The sequence below is a fragment of the Microcystis sp. T1-4 genome (genome assembly GCF_000297435.1).
GTDB lineage: Bacteria > Cyanobacteriota > Cyanobacteriia > Cyanobacteriales > Microcystaceae > Microcystis.
The window spans coordinates 1-15953 of record NZ_CAIP01000213.1; the positions used below are offsets into that span (position 1 = coordinate 1).

The 15953-nt window shown below is 43.4% G+C and carries 17 protein-coding genes and 1 pseudogene; 7 read left to right on the top strand and 11 right to left on the bottom strand.

Annotation, left to right across the window (positions count from 1 at the left end):
* Positions 1 to 89: 89 nt before the first annotated feature.
* Genes MICAI_RS13245 through MICAI_RS13250 form a run of 3 tightly spaced genes read left to right on the top strand, consistent with a single transcriptional unit; the run spans position 90 to position 3048 of the window.
* Entirely contained in the window at positions 90 to 965 is an 876-nt protein-coding gene (locus MICAI_RS13245) for a 3'(2'),5'-bisphosphate nucleotidase CysQ family protein (RefSeq protein ID WP_008202792.1), read from the top strand.
* The gene (locus tag MICAI_RS27890) at positions 952 to 1131 is read left to right on the top strand and encodes a hypothetical protein (protein WP_008202793.1); all 180 of its coding nucleotides are present in this window, start codon (positions 952 to 954) and stop codon (positions 1129 to 1131) included. Before MICAI_RS13245 ends, MICAI_RS27890 begins: the two co-directional genes overlap by 14 nt.
* Positions 1132 to 1176: 45 nt before the next feature.
* Positions 1177 to 3048, top strand: a complete 1872-nt coding sequence (locus tag MICAI_RS13250; RefSeq protein WP_008202795.1) for a GTPase family protein — start codon at positions 1177 to 1179, stop codon at positions 3046 to 3048.
* A gap of 138 nt (positions 3049 to 3186) precedes the next feature.
* Here MICAI_RS13250 and MICAI_RS13255 read toward each other — a convergent pair whose 3' ends face one another.
* Both MICAI_RS13255 and MICAI_RS13260 read right to left on the bottom strand, forming a co-directional pair.
* Entirely contained in the window at positions 3187 to 3708 is a 522-nt protein-coding gene (locus MICAI_RS13255) for a hypothetical protein (protein ID WP_002791378.1), read from the bottom strand.
* Positions 3709 to 3967: 259 nt separating this feature from the next.
* Complete coding sequence (locus MICAI_RS13260; RefSeq protein ID WP_002762605.1) at positions 3968 to 4174, bottom strand: hypothetical protein; 207 nt, start codon at positions 4172 to 4174, stop codon at positions 3968 to 3970.
* A gap of 862 nt (positions 4175 to 5036) precedes the next feature.
* Between MICAI_RS13260 and MICAI_RS13265 the strand changes: the two genes are divergently transcribed.
* A complete protein-coding gene (locus tag MICAI_RS13265; RefSeq protein WP_002787366.1) occupies positions 5037 to 5234 on the top strand; it encodes a hypothetical protein in 198 nt (65 codons plus the stop codon).
* 151 nt (positions 5235 to 5385) lie between these two features.
* Here MICAI_RS13265 and MICAI_RS13270 read toward each other — a convergent pair whose 3' ends face one another.
* The 6 genes from MICAI_RS13270 to rimM all read right to left on the bottom strand — a co-directional run bounded on the left by MICAI_RS13270 (position 5386) and on the right by rimM (position 9884).
* Entirely contained in the window at positions 5386 to 5589 is a 204-nt protein-coding gene (locus MICAI_RS13270; protein ID WP_008202804.1) for a hypothetical protein, read from the bottom strand.
* 99 nt (positions 5590 to 5688) lie between these two features.
* Positions 5689 to 6555, bottom strand: coding sequence for an alpha/beta fold hydrolase (locus MICAI_RS13275; RefSeq protein ID WP_008202806.1), 867 nt, complete (start codon positions 6553 to 6555; stop codon positions 5689 to 5691).
* Between the two features lie 57 nt (positions 6556 to 6612).
* On the bottom strand, positions 6613 to 7434 hold the full coding sequence (gene cysH / locus MICAI_RS13280; protein WP_008202807.1) for a phosphoadenosine phosphosulfate reductase: 822 nt from the start codon (positions 7432 to 7434) through the stop codon (positions 6613 to 6615).
* Between the two features lie 353 nt (positions 7435 to 7787).
* Positions 7788 to 8252, bottom strand: a complete 465-nt coding sequence (locus MICAI_RS13285) for a hypothetical protein (protein WP_008202808.1) — start codon at positions 8250 to 8252, stop codon at positions 7788 to 7790.
* Between the two features lie 64 nt (positions 8253 to 8316).
* On the bottom strand, positions 8317 to 9096 hold the full coding sequence (locus MICAI_RS13290) for an ABC transporter permease (RefSeq protein ID WP_008202810.1): 780 nt from the start codon (positions 9094 to 9096) through the stop codon (positions 8317 to 8319).
* A 209-nt stretch (positions 9097 to 9305) separates the two neighbouring features.
* Entirely contained in the window at positions 9306 to 9884 is a 579-nt protein-coding gene (gene rimM, locus MICAI_RS13295) for a ribosome maturation factor RimM (RefSeq protein ID WP_008202811.1), read from the bottom strand.
* A gap of 303 nt (positions 9885 to 10187) precedes the next feature.
* Here rimM and MICAI_RS13300 point away from each other — a divergent pair, with 303 nt between their 5' ends.
* Positions 10188 to 10985 carry a Tab2/Atab2 family RNA-binding protein gene (locus MICAI_RS13300; RefSeq protein WP_008202813.1) on the top strand — a complete coding sequence of 266 codons (798 nt, stop codon included), beginning with the start codon at positions 10188 to 10190 and terminating at the stop codon, positions 10983 to 10985.
* On the opposite strand, the gene MICAI_RS13305 is transcribed toward MICAI_RS13300, so the two are convergent.
* Positions 10968 to 11762, bottom strand: a complete 795-nt coding sequence (locus tag MICAI_RS13305) for a CPBP family intramembrane glutamic endopeptidase (RefSeq protein ID WP_008202816.1) — start codon at positions 11760 to 11762, stop codon at positions 10968 to 10970. The two genes, MICAI_RS13300 and MICAI_RS13305, sit on opposite strands and share 18 nt — an antisense overlap.
* 376 nt (positions 11763 to 12138) lie before the next feature.
* Entirely contained in the window at positions 12139 to 12525 is a 387-nt protein-coding gene (locus MICAI_RS13310) for an AbrB family transcriptional regulator (RefSeq protein WP_008202818.1), read from the bottom strand.
* A gap of 532 nt (positions 12526 to 13057) precedes the next feature.
* Here MICAI_RS13310 and MICAI_RS13315 point away from each other — a divergent pair.
* Positions 13058 to 14041 (top strand): succinate dehydrogenase/fumarate reductase iron-sulfur subunit, encoded by a 984-nt coding sequence (locus tag MICAI_RS13315; RefSeq protein WP_008202819.1) that lies wholly within the window; start codon positions 13058 to 13060, stop codon positions 14039 to 14041.
* Between the two features lie 850 nt (positions 14042 to 14891).
* Here MICAI_RS13315 and MICAI_RS13320 read toward each other — a convergent pair.
* Complete coding sequence (locus tag MICAI_RS13320; RefSeq protein ID WP_008202821.1) at positions 14892 to 15332, bottom strand: PEP-CTERM sorting domain-containing protein; 441 nt, start codon at positions 15330 to 15332, stop codon at positions 14892 to 14894.
* A 432-nt stretch (positions 15333 to 15764) separates the two neighbouring features.
* Between MICAI_RS13320 and MICAI_RS13325 the strand changes: the two are divergent.
* Positions 15765 to 15953: pseudogene (locus tag MICAI_RS13325) on the top strand (Uma2 family endonuclease); the annotation flags it as partial.

A 15953-nucleotide genomic window follows, 5' to 3' on the forward strand; every position in this document is an offset into this window, starting at 1 on the left:
GACTCCTGACTCCTGACTCCTGACTCCTAACCCCACCAACAAACTTTTTCAGCAAACCCTACTTAAGTCTGAAAAACTGAGGCTATTTTATGATTAATTTAACCTGTCAAGATAACGAAACGCTCGATCGCATTTTAGCCGTGACTCGTGCCGTGGGTTGGGGTGGTGCTAAAATCCTCCAATCCTACCACCGGGGTGAACAGGATTTAGCCGTCAACGAGGAAAAAAAAGGCGGACCGGTGACGGCGGCGGATTTAGCGGCAAATCATTATATTTTAGGGGAATTACAAGCCAATTTTTCTGATATCGACTTTGGTTATCTAAGCGAGGAAACCCACCAGGGTAATGAAGCTATCCCGAAAGATTGGGTATGGATTATCGATCCTTTAGACGGAACCCGCGATTTTATCGACAAAACGGGAGAATATGCCCTACATATCGCCTTATGTTATCAAGGAAGACCGATCATCGCCGTGGTTGCCCTGCCGGATCAAGGAAAACTCTATTTTGCCCAAAAAGGAAAAGGTACTTTTCTAGAAACTAGCGACGGAATTATTACACAGGTAAAAGTTGCCAATAAAGATAAAATTACCGACCTCTATCTGGTGGTTAGTCGTACCCATCGCGACCAACGTTTTGATAATTTATTAAGCCAAATACCCTTCTTCGGTAAAAATTATGTGGGTAGTGTGGGCTGTAAAATAGCCACGATCCTCGAACAAAAATCCGATGTTTATATCTCCCTATCGGGGAAATCGGCGGCTAAAGACTGGGATTTTGCCGCTCCAGAGTTGATTTTAACGGAAGCAGGCGGCAAATTCTCCTATTTTGACGGTCAACCCGTGCGCTATAATCGCGGCGATGTGCGGCAATGGGGGGGGATCATGGCCAGTAATGGTCCTTGTCATCAACAACTTTGTCAGTTGTCCACAGCAATCCTCGCCCAAATTGATGCCACTGTCTAATTTCTGCTCTCTTATTCTTTGTGTGATCGGTTTAACTTATATAGGAGCGATCAATCTTTGTGTCCTTTGTGTCTTTGTGGTTTGTTCTAGTCCTTCGCCGGCGGTACTGTATCTTAGAATACATTTTACCCACCAAACCCAAGAGAGCTTAATTTCTGCCCTCTAACCGAGAATCAGAGATCGGTAGAATGGAAAAAAACCAGATCGAGCAATGTTACGGTTAAAAACTTGGCAAGGGTTGATTTTAGCAGTTCCGATCGCCGCCGTGGTCATCTTTCTGATCGTGGCCGCCAGTTTCCAGATCAATCAATGGGGTTTAAATTGGATTTGGGCAGTTTTTACCCTGATTTTTGTGGCTTGGCGCTTCCTGTTGGTCAAATGGACGCGCCCAGTGGTCAGGGAAATTGAGGCCACCATTGAGGAAATTAAGGCAGAATTAACCCCTCCTGGCGGTGATTCCGGGGGCAATGTCGAGGAAATTATCGAGAGGATTATCGTCGAGGCCCGCAATGATCGCCCGGTTTGGGAAGATTGGGCGACTTTTTGGCAACGCTGTCAGGATTTGGTCAGTGCCATCGCCCATATATATTACCCCGATGTCAAGTACCCCTTATTAAATATTTACATTCCCCAGGCCTACGGTTTAATTCGGGGAACTGTGGATGATAGCGATCGCTGGATGCAGAATCTTTCTCCGGCCCTGAATCAAATCACCATCGGCCAAGCCTATCAGGCCTACGAAGTTTATCAAAAATTGCAACCCTCGGCCCAGAAACTTTGGCAGGTCTGGAATTGGGCGCAATGGGTGATCAATCCCGCTGCGGCTGTGGCTAAAGTTGCCAGTCAAAAGTACAGCGATCGAGCGGATCAGCAATTATTAGTCAATTTAGGGCAAGTTTTGCGGGAAAATGCCCTAAGAAATCTCTCTCGCCAAGCGGTGTTACTCTACAGTGGCAGTAATCTCGCCCCAACTCTCCCCACCAAGACGAAAATCGCCACTACTACTCTCAAAGAAATCCTCGCCCAAGCTGAACCAATCACGGAAATCGATCGCCAACCGGTTAATATTCTGCTGGTTGGACGCACCGGGGCCGGCAAAAGCAGTTTAATCAATACTCTCTTTCGGGCCGATTTAGCCCAAGTGGATCTATTGCCCAGTACCGACGCGATCCAATCCTACCATTGGCAAACCCCAGAAGGGGACGAGTTAATCCTCTGGGATACCCCGGGCTATGAACAGTCAAATCGGGCTGATTATCGGCAAAAAGTTCTTAATTATGCCAAAAACGCCGATTTATTAATTCTGGTAACTCCCGCCCTCGATCCCGCCCTGGCCATGGATGAGGCTTTTCTTAAAGATTTGCAACAAACTATTGACAATTTACCAGTTATAGTCTGTGTTTCTCAAGTCGATCGCCTGCGTCCGCTGCGAGAGTGGCAACCTCCCTATAATTGGCTGACGGGAGAAAGTCCCAAAGAAGTCAATATCCGGGAATGCTTGCAGTATCGGGCGGAATTATTCGAGAATCTCTGCGATCGCATTTTGCCGATGGTCAGTCAACAGCCGGATAGAGAAGCTTGGGGGGATGAGGAGTTATCAATCGCTTTACTGGGGGCAATTTCACCCGCAAAACAGTTGCGTTTGGCCCGTTTTTTAGCGGATTTAGAAACTCGAACCTTGGCAGCGGCGAAAATAATCGATCGCTATACTTTACAGATGGCCACGGGGCAAGGTTTAACGGCCCTATTAAAAAGTCCTATTCTAGGTTTTATCTCCACTTTAGCCACGGGAAGACCGACCTTAGCCTATCTTTTAGCTGAACAAATTCCTGTGGAACAATTACCAGTAGCGATCGGTAAATTACAGATGGCCTACGAGCTTTCTTCTCTCTTAAATACGGAGAATAAAAGTTTTGATTTATTGGCACTTTGGCCAATACTATTAGAAAATTCTAGCACTGCCGACAGGGAAGCTTGGGCCTGGGGTCATGCTCTGGTAGAATATTGGACAAAGAACCTATCGATCAAACAGTTCCAGTCAAGTTATCAGGGGTATTTAGAAACGACAAAAACAGGCCTGTAGCCAGATTAATTAAGCTAAAACTTTCTTCCACTTCAAAAGTATAGGAAAGTGGGGAGGAGAGGTTTCTGGGTTTGAGATTTCTGGCCCTTGTACTAAAATTACCAATGGGAGAGATTTTTTCGTGTTTTTTTGAAAGTTCTATTCATTTTTTTCATTTTCAGAGTTTTCATCGTTAGTTTTCGACGAACTACCTAAACCACTAAAATAAAAGGCGGTGACTGCTGTAGCTATTGGCCCTAAAAAAGTATAAATTGTCTTAGAAGAATCATTAATTAGGGTTGCCGCTTTATCCACTCTACTTTGTACTTCTTGTTCTTCGATAGCTTTCAAATTTATATTTAAATTAAAAATTCCAAGAGAAGCAAAAGAAATCAAAAAAATAGAAACAATTTGTGAAACAGCAGTGAATAACAATCCAATCCAAAGCCACGTTGCTAAGGAACCAGCTACTTTAGTATTAAAATTATGTCTTTGGTCTGAGGGTGATATAGCTGTAGCTGGTTTACCAAATTCAGATACTTCATTGTCTAAATGATAAGGCTCCAGATTCTTCTTTAGATTATGACGCACAGAGTTCCTTTCAGTTGGAAGAGTCAAAGAATCACTGATATCTTTTGACTTGTTAACTTCCTCTGTCTCATTTTTTGAATCACTGGTCATAACTAAACCCCACTTTCCGCACTTCTTAACATTGAATTAATAATTTTTACCAATATATTGCTTACAATCCTTGTCCAGTAAGGATTATAGCTACAATGATGGATTTTGATCAAGGTGAAGAATTGTAAATTTTTTTCTCAGAAAAAATCAATTATTGAAAATGTTCTCAATAGTAGTTTCTACAATCAAGGTTTTTCGTCAAAACATCTTGGGGAATGTAAAAATATATAAAAGTATATGAAGATGTGCGGAATGTTGGCTAAACAATCAGTAGTGGTCTCTGTTCATTACCTTTTTGCAGTATTAATTGAGTATCTTCCTCCGTCTCAGTTTTAGCATATAAAGCCATTAGTTTTAATCCTTTACGAATGACTTCAGACTCTGTTAAGTCTAGCTCTTTAGCTATTTCTTTAAGATATTCAGAGTCCTTTTGACTAAGATTTACTCGAAATTGTCTGGTAGCCATTTTTTTTGTTAATTTAGTGAATTACTGATTATGTAAATTGTCGTTGGTGGTATCTGTAAGGTCGAGAAGAGCCATTTTTACCATTGAATGTATCATTGCCGTTCTTACTACCATTAAGGGTATCGTTACCAGCAGCACCGTGGACATAAGCATTTTTAAGTGGCTGCTCATCCTCTCAGACCAGCTACTGATCTCGTTTATAGTCATTTCAATTAAGATTGAGAATATCAATCCCCGAGTTCATAAGGCTTTTGTCGGTTTAGACTGTATCAGACTTATCTGAAATGACTATACCAGCAGCACCGTGGACATAGGCATTCTTACGGATATTCAAGTATCTGTAAGGTCGAGAAGAGCTATTTTTACCATCGAGGGCTATAGTAGGGTCAATTCATGAATTGACCCTACAGTCTGATTTAAGGGTTGTCATCGTCCTTTCTTATAGATGTCCATAATAGTCTGCCTTTAGAAACTTAGCATCCTAACTACAGTATCCTATCTTACCCTAATTACACCAGATATGTCAAGCAATTACACTAGATATGTCAAGCAATTACACCAGATATGTTAAATCAACATAAACGAGTCCTGACGGTACTTAATCGGTGCAATAGGTCAAATATGATCGACTTATCGATTTATTTGCTATTAAAAGGCTATTTTTCGCAAATTTTAACCAAAATAATCTTAGGTTTTATTCATGATTAGGTACAACAGGGGGTATAATAGGGTATTTAGTAGGTGGTATTATATATACATATATGCAAGACCTAGCAATGGGTATATTGTGGGGTTTAATAGATACCACAGTGCTGAGTTCCTATGGTATGATAGTTCCATCAACTTTTAGATAGATAAAAGTATGGCAGACACAACTAAACAAGTGAGTATGCTAGAATTGGAGTTAGAAGATGATCTAATCAGACAAATTGAAGATGTAGCTGATTCTGGTTGTTTTTCAAAAGATGAATTATTACAAAGTATTTTAGAAGCATGGAGATATCATCAGGACTATATACATAGACTTGAAAATATGGTTCAAATAATCAATATTAAGTAATTCGATTTGAGGGTAATGTGGAATGATTACTATCAAATGATTACCTGCTTATTGTTTTGAGCTAACAAAAAAATTTATCACTATTTTCTTGAACAACAGTCTATTAAACTTTCATAACAAGTAACCATGAGACAATTATCAGTTTTAGCAATTATTGAGATGTTAATTTATTGTAAGCAGAAATAATCGCCGCATTTTCCCAATCATCATCAAAAGGAAGCGCATCGGGATCTGACAAAGCATTAGCCTCGATTTCTGCATCGCTCATCGATTTAACTCGCTCCCAATCGGTTAAATTATTAATATCTGGGGGATTATTTTCTATATTTATCCTTCCTAAAGCTGGTATTTCCATAGGCGGTGGCCAGTGCAGAACTACAGTGATATACTAAGGATAACTTTCTAAATACTTTCTAGGGAGATTTTGCTATCAATTCCCAGAAAGTATCGGGTTTTAGGTTTTGCGTCCGAGAAAATTAATAATCCGGGGACTAATTTCTTTTGACCAATGTTCTTGGGGATAGTGTTTTGCTTCCGAGAGGGGGATTAATTCCACTCCTGATTTAGTAGCTAATTTTTCAACGGTGACAGAAGATAACCAAGGATCCGCCATTCCCCAGACAAAAAGGATAGGTTTTTCAAAGTTCTCTAAACCTGTCTCAATTTCTGCCATAGTTTTCGATAGGTTTAAATTGCGAATCGTGGCCAGTAAAGCGCGACCCACTGCCGAAGTTTTTAGATAAGGTTGACGGAAAATAGCCAGATCTGCATCACTAATCACAAAACCGCTACCAGTTTCTAAAGTACGATCGACTAATAAGGGGTCTTGAGTTGCCATATCTCCGAGGAAAGGTAGCCCCCATTGTTTCATTATCCAGGGTAATTTAACATCACTGGAGAGGGGAGTATTTAAAACGATCAAGCGCTCAATTTTATCAGGATTTTCTAGGGCGTATTGTAACCCGACGGAGGCTAAAAAACCCTGGACAATGAGGGAGATTTTCGGCAATTGGAGAGCTTGAATAAAATCGGCCAAGGCTTGACAAAAAGCGCTAGGTGTGTAGGCGAAATCTCTGGCATCGGGTTTAGCGGATAAACCGGAACCGATCCAATCGGGGGCAATGGCATTAATGTTATATTCTTCTAAACTGGTCAATAATTCCCGCCAAATATAGCCATGGGCGGGTAAACCATGGAGTAGGATCACGGGGGTTGTGTCCGGTTGTTGAGCGGGGTTAACCTGTCGATAAAACCACTTGAGAGAGCCGACTTCGAGAAAACTTTCTAAAATAGCCATGGTTAATGGGGGATTAATAATCATTAACCATTGTCTAACGTCTAGGAACCGATCGCACCGGCAAATTTTCCACCCCGGCAGTTAAAGGGAGCTTGCGTCGAGACTTTGTGCTTCTCCGGGGGTTAAGGGTAAATGAAGACCGCATTCTTGTTTTAAACCCTTGAAACGGGTGTCTCGTTCGTTGCTATCATCGGCGGTTAAAGGCCGACTGGAGTGCCAATCACCGACGGAGACATAACCCAGATCAAAATAGGGATGGTAGGGAAGATCGTATTTAGTCAGATAGTCATAGATGGTTTTGGCATTCCAGTCAAGGATCGGTAATATTTTGTAACGTTCGCCCTGTTGATTGACCCATTGGAGAGTTTTGCGGTGGTCGGTTTGGTCGCGACGTAAACCCGCTAACCAAGCGGTGGCCTTTAATTCCTTCAGGGCCCGTTGCATCGGCTCCACCTTGCGGATTTTGTCGTAGAGATTGAGGGAGTCGAGATCGTTATTTGACCACAGTTTACCGTGGATTGCTTCCATGCGGGCGGGACTGAGGGGAGATTGATAAACTTTCAGGTTTAAATGGAGGCGTTGGCTTAATTCTTCGGCAAATTGATAGGTTTCCGGGGGAAGATAGCCGGTATCGATCCAAATGATGGGAATATCGGGGATAATTGCGGTGACGAGGTGCAACATCACCGCCGCCTGAATGCCGAAACTGGTACTCATCACCAAACCTTCCCCAAAGGTGGCCGCGGACCAAGCGACGATTTCCGCGGCGTTAGCGAAGTCAAAACGTTGATTAATTGTGTCCAGGTCGAGGGATAGAGGGTAGGAAAAAGACCGGTCGGCAGTGGCGATGAAGGCAGTTTCTAGGGCCTGTGGATGAGAATTAAGCAAGTGTAAATCTGGCATTCTGGCTAAGATTTAAGGTATTAGTGGCGGCGGATACTGATAGATTCCAATCTATCTATTAGGGTTTGATCATAGAGTTACCTCCATCTCCTCCCCTTGAGAAACGTGGGTGAGACTTTCGCCTCCGACGGCTCCTAGTTTAACTGCTCCATTGTTAGGGATACAGCTTGACAATCGAGGGCCGTTTTATCATCCTGACACTGGCGGTCTAGTAGTTGGGGGTTTTTGTATTCATCCTGACCACCCTATTGTTGAGGATGTATATACTTTACTTATACTATATCTGATGGGGTGAAGTGTGGCCTACACTAGCGACACCTTCCTTTCTCAAAAATCTCTCCGGTGACACTAGATTAAGCAAGATGGGGAGGAATTACCGCTAGTTTTTGCAGTTGTTTTTCAATATTGGCCTTTAATTGGGTCCGGGTGATTTCTTTTCCCGTTTGAGCGGTGTGTGCATTTTCCAGAAAAATAATACTATCTACTTTTTCTAGAGCAAATAATTGGAATAAAAGATGGGTTACGGGAATCAGGAGCGTTGATAGGGGTGAATGGGCGGTATTTTGGGCAGATAGGGCCATTTTTTCCGTAGCAAAGGCATAGATTACCCTTTTCTCCTGTTGCGGCTGCTGCCGATGAGCTAAGGTGGTTAGTAACCAATCACCCTGGCTATTCTGCACCACATAGTATTGTAAATGTTTTAACTGTCTGGCCATGGCCGCGAGGACGGGATTAACCGCTTCTTCCATGACTACGGTGGTCAGTCCGTAATTGACCGCCTCTCGACTTAAAATATGCAGTTGTGCCTTTAATTTCATGGCTAATCATCTCTATAAACTAATCGATGGCGATGACATTCATGCCTTGATTCGGCAACCCCAGTTAAAATTGTCGTCGTGAAAAGATGAGGATGGAGATACCCAATAATAGACCAGTATAAACGAGACTGTAGAGGGCATTAGCGATTAAGACATCAGCACTAGGCAGCAAACCATAAACGGCCTCGTTTCTAAAATTTAATCTCTCCAAATCTGGGAGAATTAGATAAATATTTTTGGTGATAGCGAGGATATTGGCATTTTTGCTGATTATACCCAATTGGATCAGATCTTTGCTGATGTGACCCATGAGATAGACCCCAAAAGTCATTAACGTGGCTAAAATTGAACTGGTAAATACCCCAAAAGCGATCGCCACGGCTGCGATCAGAATTAATTCCAAACCGAGATAGAAAACCGAGACAATTAGGGGTAAAGCTTGAAAAGATACTTTCATCCCCAGCAACATCAGCAGGTAAATCACCAACATTACCCCCAACATCACCGCTAAAACCCCGGATAAACCCAAGTGTTTACCGAGGATAAATTCGGCCCGACTCAGGGGTTTAGGAATCAAAACTAAAATAGTTTTCTTGTCAATTTCCTTATTAATTAGCCCTGTACCCACAAAAACCGCGACAATTACCCCTAATAATCCGATAGCGGCTAATCCCAAGTCAAGAAAGATTTTCTGATGTGTTCCCACCGCAATTTCTGGTAATAAACGCCAAGCGAAGGCCATCAACAAGGCAAAAAACCCGATAAAGTAAAGAATGCGATCGCGAATAACCTCGCGAAAACTATTAGCTGCGATCGCCAAGATTCTCAGGATGCTGATACCCATAGCCTTTCATCAAAATAATATCTGTCTTTCCTTTTGAGATTACCCATTTCCGTGACAAAAGTGGACCTCCTCTAAAAATCAAAAATTGTCACGGTTGGTTAGCAGTCCGTAACGATGACTAGGTGTTGTTAAGTTAGCTAAAAAAGCAGCTAATCCTCACCGTTCCAGTGTTACCTTATCTTTGTCAAAATCCACCATCAAGAATCAGCCTAGGATAAATTGATCTCTAATAACCCCGGTGGTGGCGATATCTCGATGCGTGCCGCTTTTAGATCCACCAGTGGCACAATTTCTTTGACGAAGGGGATCAGGGCCCGGGCCCCTGAGTCGGAGGATGAACTTTTTTTCTTGAGGGGGGCGAGATTTGCTTCTAGTTGCACTGCTAAAATGTCATTACCCGCCCACAAAATATCTACTACAACCCCGATTTTTTCTCCTGTCAGGTGATGATAAACCTCTAAGTTGACTAGCTCGCTAACATGATATTCATCCGCTTCTAGGCGAGGTTTTTCTAGTTTATTTGCCCATAATTTATATCCGCGCAAAGCTTCGGCTTGTTCACGATTTTCAACCCCCTCTAACTTGATAACATAAACATTTTTGCCCGGTAGATCACGTCCCCTGAGCAGAGCAATTTCTCGGATTTCTCCTCCTTGGGGTCCTTGTATTCCCCTTATCCCTCGCTTCTGAAAACGTTCGGGAAAATCTGATACCGATAAAACTCGCAATTCTCCCTCCAGTCCCTGGGGTGCTACTATTGTCCCAATTTCTAGCCAATTTTCTTCCATTGTCTCGACTTTTTTGCTATAGCTTTCCCTAGTATATAGCCTTTTTTGTCTCGCTCCTAGATTTTTAAAGTCTTGGTAAGGTAAAATTTTTAGTTGGGTGCATCTCCTATTTGTGACTTTCTCTCACATATTGGTTAGCAGCAGCAGTTATTAAAAGAGGGCGAATACAATTCGCCCCGACAATAATATTATCGCGCCAATGGTAGGGGCGCATTGCGTGCGCCCAAAATGTCCTATAGATATTTCAACAAAACTGAGATGTGCCCATTTTTTGACTTTTTACTGGTGGCTTTTTAGTGAATTATGACTATTTGGCAAGCGGATTTTTATAAATCTTCATCTTCTTCTCCTCTTGAGACAGTCTGGCAATTGTTAATTTTCGATTCTCTCGGTCATCTTATCTATGAAAATTCCTGTCCCCAATCCCAAGCTAATAGCGACTGGTTAACCCAACAGTTACGGCAAGCTTGTCAAGTCTCCCCTCCGGAAATTATCCAAGTTTTTCGCCCCCAATGCGCCAATTTATTTCTCCTCGCTGGTCAAAATTTACAGATCAAAATCCGGTTAACCCGTCACGTTAATGCCCTGAAAAAACAGCTAGAATTACGGCAAATCCCCATCAATATCGACTCTCCTCCACCGCAACCCCTACCAGACCAATTTTTAGGTCAAGAGTGGCGTTTTGCTCGCTTTCCCGCCGTTGATTTAGTTAATTTTTTTGGCGATCGCAGAATACCGATTCTTTCCCTACCAGAGGCCTTTTCTCCTTTAAAATTAGGTTTAGCCTCCACTTTAATGATCCCCGGTGTGGTGATTACCGGTGGTAAAAAATCTCTGGCGATCGCTCGTTGGTTAGGGGAAATTAACCCGGTATTTATCGATCATATTCCCACAGAAACGGGGCGATCGGGCGGTTTGGTCTTGGAATCGGGCCTAAATGAACGTTGGATTTTCCTAACCTACGAGGATGAAGAAGTGGCCCGGGCAGCCAATGTTTATCAGGCAACCAAAGAGGAAAGCCAAGGTTGGCACTTTCTTCTCATACAACCGGATGATTCTGGTCGCACTTTTACCGGCTTTTGGCTACTGCAGCAGGTTTAACCCCCAAGCTGTCCCCAAGAGGCAAAGAATGCCAGCTAACCCCGCTAAAGGTTGGTTATAGATACCTTTAACCCAAACTAACCCAGAATCGCTGTAAGACATCAATTCGGCACTGTCTAGTAAGGCCAATCCCCACACCCAACCGCTATGAAGTCCCCAAGCTAATCCTAAACTACCATGATCGATCGCCCGCGCCCAGACCAGAACCATGCCCATCAGAAATAAACCGGGTAGTTGCGGCAGCGTTTGCTGACGTTCCCAAAGCAGGTGCAGCAGGGCAAAAATTAGGCTAGAAATGGCTCCCGCCACCCAAAACCCGTATTCTTGGCTTAATTGGCTCAAAAAGATGCCCCGAAAGATTAATTCCTCGGTAATACCCACCCAGAGGGCCACTATCAACAGGGGTAAACTCAAGGAAAAAGCGCGAGTTAGATTTTTGGGCTGCCAATGTACCCAGGCCAAAATCCCCTCTAGGAAAAAAATTATCCCTAATCCCACCACTGCCAAGATTAATCCTTTGGTTAGGGAGATAAAGAGGGAAAATGACCAAATTAATCCGTAATTATCGAGGCTGCTCCCCTCTATCTTCAATAATCCCCAGATAACTAAGGGAGCCAAGGCGTAAAGAGAGGCCACTAGGGGTAATTTTTGGTCAGGTTTTGTCCCTTGCAGCGGTTGCCATCCCAAACGACTCCCTAAACCAATGGCAATGGGCAGCCAGAGAATTAACCAGACTAACAGGAAAATAATAATTTTTATTAAGGCGGCAATCTCCATTGTCAATTAGCTGATGGGGGTGTGGGTTTTGGGGTGTGGGGTTTTGGGGTTTTGGGGTTTTGGGGTATTAGTTGGAATTTCCCTATCCCCCCATTTCCCTACCCCCTACCCCTAACACCCATAAAACAAACCCTCTAGGGATAGAATAACTGTGGAACTTTGCTCTGCTAAAGCCTAGCTCCAACAAAAATCCATCCCTAGGGGGTTGCGAAAAAGAAGAAAAAGTGCTTAAGGAAAACCCCTCAAGTTGATAAAAGAGGCGGTCAGGGGTTAGAATTAGGGGTAAGAATCTATATTGTCTTTTTGGTCGGTCTTGTCAAAACTAGCCCTTTTGACTGCCGATTTTTTTTATCCTTATCCCTACTCCGTAACCCATTTAAGCTTCTGCCGGTTCTTCTGATTCCATTTGTTTGAGGTGGATGTGCTTGTAGCCAAGTTTGATTTCAAACTCATCGCCGGGCTGCAAGTTCATTTGTTCGGTATAGGTGGAACCGATGACGATTTGACCATTTTTATGGACACTAACCCGGAAAGTGGGTTCGCGGCCGCGGCCATCTTTAGTCCCTTCGGGATCAAGAGGAACCCCTTTTGCACCTAAAACAGCATCGTAAAAGTCGGTTAAATTGACCCGAACTTGGCCATCTTTACTTTGAGAGTAGTAACCACAACGTTTTGCCGTTTCGCGACGGGGTAAGTGGGATAACTCTTTGACTTTTTGAAGTAGAGCTTTCCCGGTTAGGGGAGTAGGAGAGATATCACTCATGGTACTTTTTAATGTCTCTTGATTTTTGACTGACTGTCAATTAAGTTTACACTGACAAATTGATCATACCAAAAATCTTGCCAAAAATGTCTAGAGGGGAATAATAAATTTTTTAAAACTGATGGTTCGGTGATGACAATCGTGCTAAGAAGACCCCAGACTAGGTAGTAAGTGTAAACCTTGTGGGGGAGAGGAAATTTTTGGCCAAGACTCTGGCAATTTTTGGTCGGGTGCGAGGAAAACAGGGGGGAGAAAGTGAGGACAAAAAACCGTTTAAGCTATACCTAGCAAGGAATTGAGAAAATATACTTGTGGTTGGAGTTGGCAAAAAACTAATGACCCAGAGCAGTAAATCCGGGGGGATTAAACTGTTTTCGATCGACTTGCCCATCTATCATTAGGCCTAGATACCCACCCCTTGGCTCAACCGACCGGGGAAAATCTTAAGGATTAATTACCATTACTAGCTCCCCCTTGGCCCGTTAACATCGATTATCCTGAGTATTAGGAGTCCCTCATCCCCGTGCCGAGTATGGAAGTTTATTTTAAAATTCTGCGTCAACGACCCAACGACACCCCCTACCTAGAAAATTTTACCCTAGAGGTGGAGGCGGGAAATACAATTCTCGACTGCCTTAATCGCATCAAATGGGAACTTGATGGAACTTTGGCCTTTCGCAAAAATTGCCGCAACACAATTTGTGGCAGCTGTGCTATGAAAATTAACGGTCGTTCGGCCTTGGCTTGTCAACAAAATATCGCCAGTGAATTAAACCATTGTAGCCAAAAAGATGCCGGAGAAATTCCCGAAATCACGATCGCACCCCTGGGTAATTTACCGATTATCCGGGATTTAATCGTCAATATGCAACCGTTTTGGGACGATTTAGAAAAGGTTGAACCTTATATTAGTAGTCAAGCGCGCACCATTCCCGAACGAGAATTTCTGCAAACTCCAGAAGAAAGAGCCAATCTCAATCAGATGGGTAACTGCATTATGTGCGGGGCCTGTTATTCGGAATGTAACGCCAAGCAAGTCAATCCCGATTTTGTCGGACCCCACGCTTTAGCAAAAGCGCAGCGCACCCTAGCAGATTCCCGCGATGGTAATCAAGAAGGTCGCCTAGAACTTTATAACCAAGGCACCGCAGGGGTTTGGGGTTGTACCCGTTGCTATTTCTGTAATGCGGTTTGTCCTATGGAAGTGGCTCCTATGGATCAGATCGGTAAAATTAAACAGGAAATACTCGCTCGCAAGTCGGCCGATAGTAGTCGTCCCATTCGTCACCGGAAAGTTTTAGTGGAATTAGTCAAAGCAGGGGGATGGGTTGATGAACGCCAATTCGGCCTCTATGTGCTGGGCAATTATTGGCGCGATTTACAGGGTTTATTAAGTATTGCTCCCTTGGGATTGCGGATGATTGCTAAGGGTAAATTTCCCACTTCCTTTGAAGCTTCCGAGGGAACCGAGGAGGTGAGAGGTTTAATTACTGCCATTCAAAATTCTCGCTCTTGATCACTCTCGATGGTTAGAGTAATTCTGACCCACAAAGCTTTTGCATGAGTGCCTTTTGCATGAGTGCCTATCTTCACTAGGAAATTTATTTTGCACGACTACTTAGGGTTTGCTGAATAATGGTAAAACCCTCTTAAAATAAGGCTTTTGACCTGTTAAAATCCGATGTTCGTGCTGCGAAAATAGGATTGGAACCCTCAAAAATCTTGCATTATCTTTACTGTAGTACATAGACTGGTACAAAAAGAGAGGGCAACAAAGCCTGAAACTCCTGACTCCGTTCAGACCTCGGACGTTCGGCGAGACTTCGGCGTGAGCTTTTGTCGAGCGCTCAGTCGAGCCGCGTGAGCTTTTGTCGAACGCTGATCTCACGGCCGAAGCCTGACTCCTAACCCCACCAACAAACTTTTTCAACAAACCCTACTTAACGGATGAGAGGCGCAACATTTTGAGATTTTTCCGCAAACCTTGCCAGGAATATTATCTCTTATCTTGACCAGATGGATTGACTTCCAGGGGTGACAAAACAAAGCGAGCAACTGGAAGATCTCGCCGCTAGATGTTAAGTCTGATTGCCTGGTCATTCTCAACAAGTGCTGTTTATTGAGAATGAACGGGGAACCCTGAATTTTTCGGCTTAGTTGGCGGCAGCTTGCCGCCAACTCACTCCTCTAGATAAGTATTTTGACTCACGCTCCTTCCTCTTTCGAGACGTTGTGACACTTAGGGTGCGGAATGTGGGATATAATCGCAAAAATCCCTAGTTTGTTGACAAAAAAACACCCTAGGTAGGGTGGGGGCGGAACCTATTCTGCTGTACTCTATGGATAATACCAGTTAAAAAAGCAGGCTACTTATTCTTTGATCGAGCTAACTTCCGCTTCGAGAAAGCCCCCAATCCGACTGCCGTTCCTGCAACGAGAATAGCCAGAGAGCTTGAGGGTTCGGGGACGGAAATAGGTTGTTTGACGGTGGCTGTTAGGGTACTTTGTGCTATGGGGATAAAAGAACTAATAATAAAGTTGGAAATGCCTACAGCTTGACCATTATTGCCCGATGCGAACCTAACCGAGGGACCATTTACTCCCCACTCTTGACCTGTAGAAGAATTTGATCCACCAACTAAAAATTGTCCTGTCGTGGTATTGAAGTTAAAGTTGAAGTTTTCCCCTTGGCTGGGCTGCCAAGTCCCCAGAGAAGTTGTATTTTGGAAGACTTCCATCATGAAAAAGTCAAGTTGACCGCCCGTGATCGGTCCTGTTCCAATCAAGGAGTCATTGTAACCAAACATCCCTGTCAAGTTATAGCCACTAGCTCCCGTCCAAGAAATGTTAAAAGAAATGGCTTGAGCAGCTTCAACAGAGAGGGCGAGACTGATAAGTGCTACCCCCCCCGATGGAAATTTTGATAAGTTTTGCTAATGACATAGGCAAATACCTCTTAAAGAATGTGGTTTTGCCCAAACTATAATATATATACCCCTAGAAATATATATATTAACCATTGATTTTACTTAATCTTACCATTGACCTTAATCGATATTAACAATACTCTAAGTTACTTATAAAAATAAAGGTGTATTAGCGACAGCGTAGCAAACCCTACTTATACAACTTTGGCAGGAGGTCTAAGGCAAAGCCGTCCTAAAAGGACGGGGTTTCAATCCGAGGATTTGCGATGATACAATAAAGCTAGGCAAAAATGCGATCGCAAGAGATAAAGCATGGTTCAAGCACCCATCGAACCCCAACTTTTCTATCCTGACTCCGACGGTAAACCTATGGCCGACAACACAGTTCAATATCGCTGGATTGTTCGCTTGGTTGCCAATCTCAAGTATTTATTTAAAGGGCAAACCGTCTTTGTCGCCGGGGATTTGCTCTGGTATCCCCAGCAGGTAACTGTACCCCCC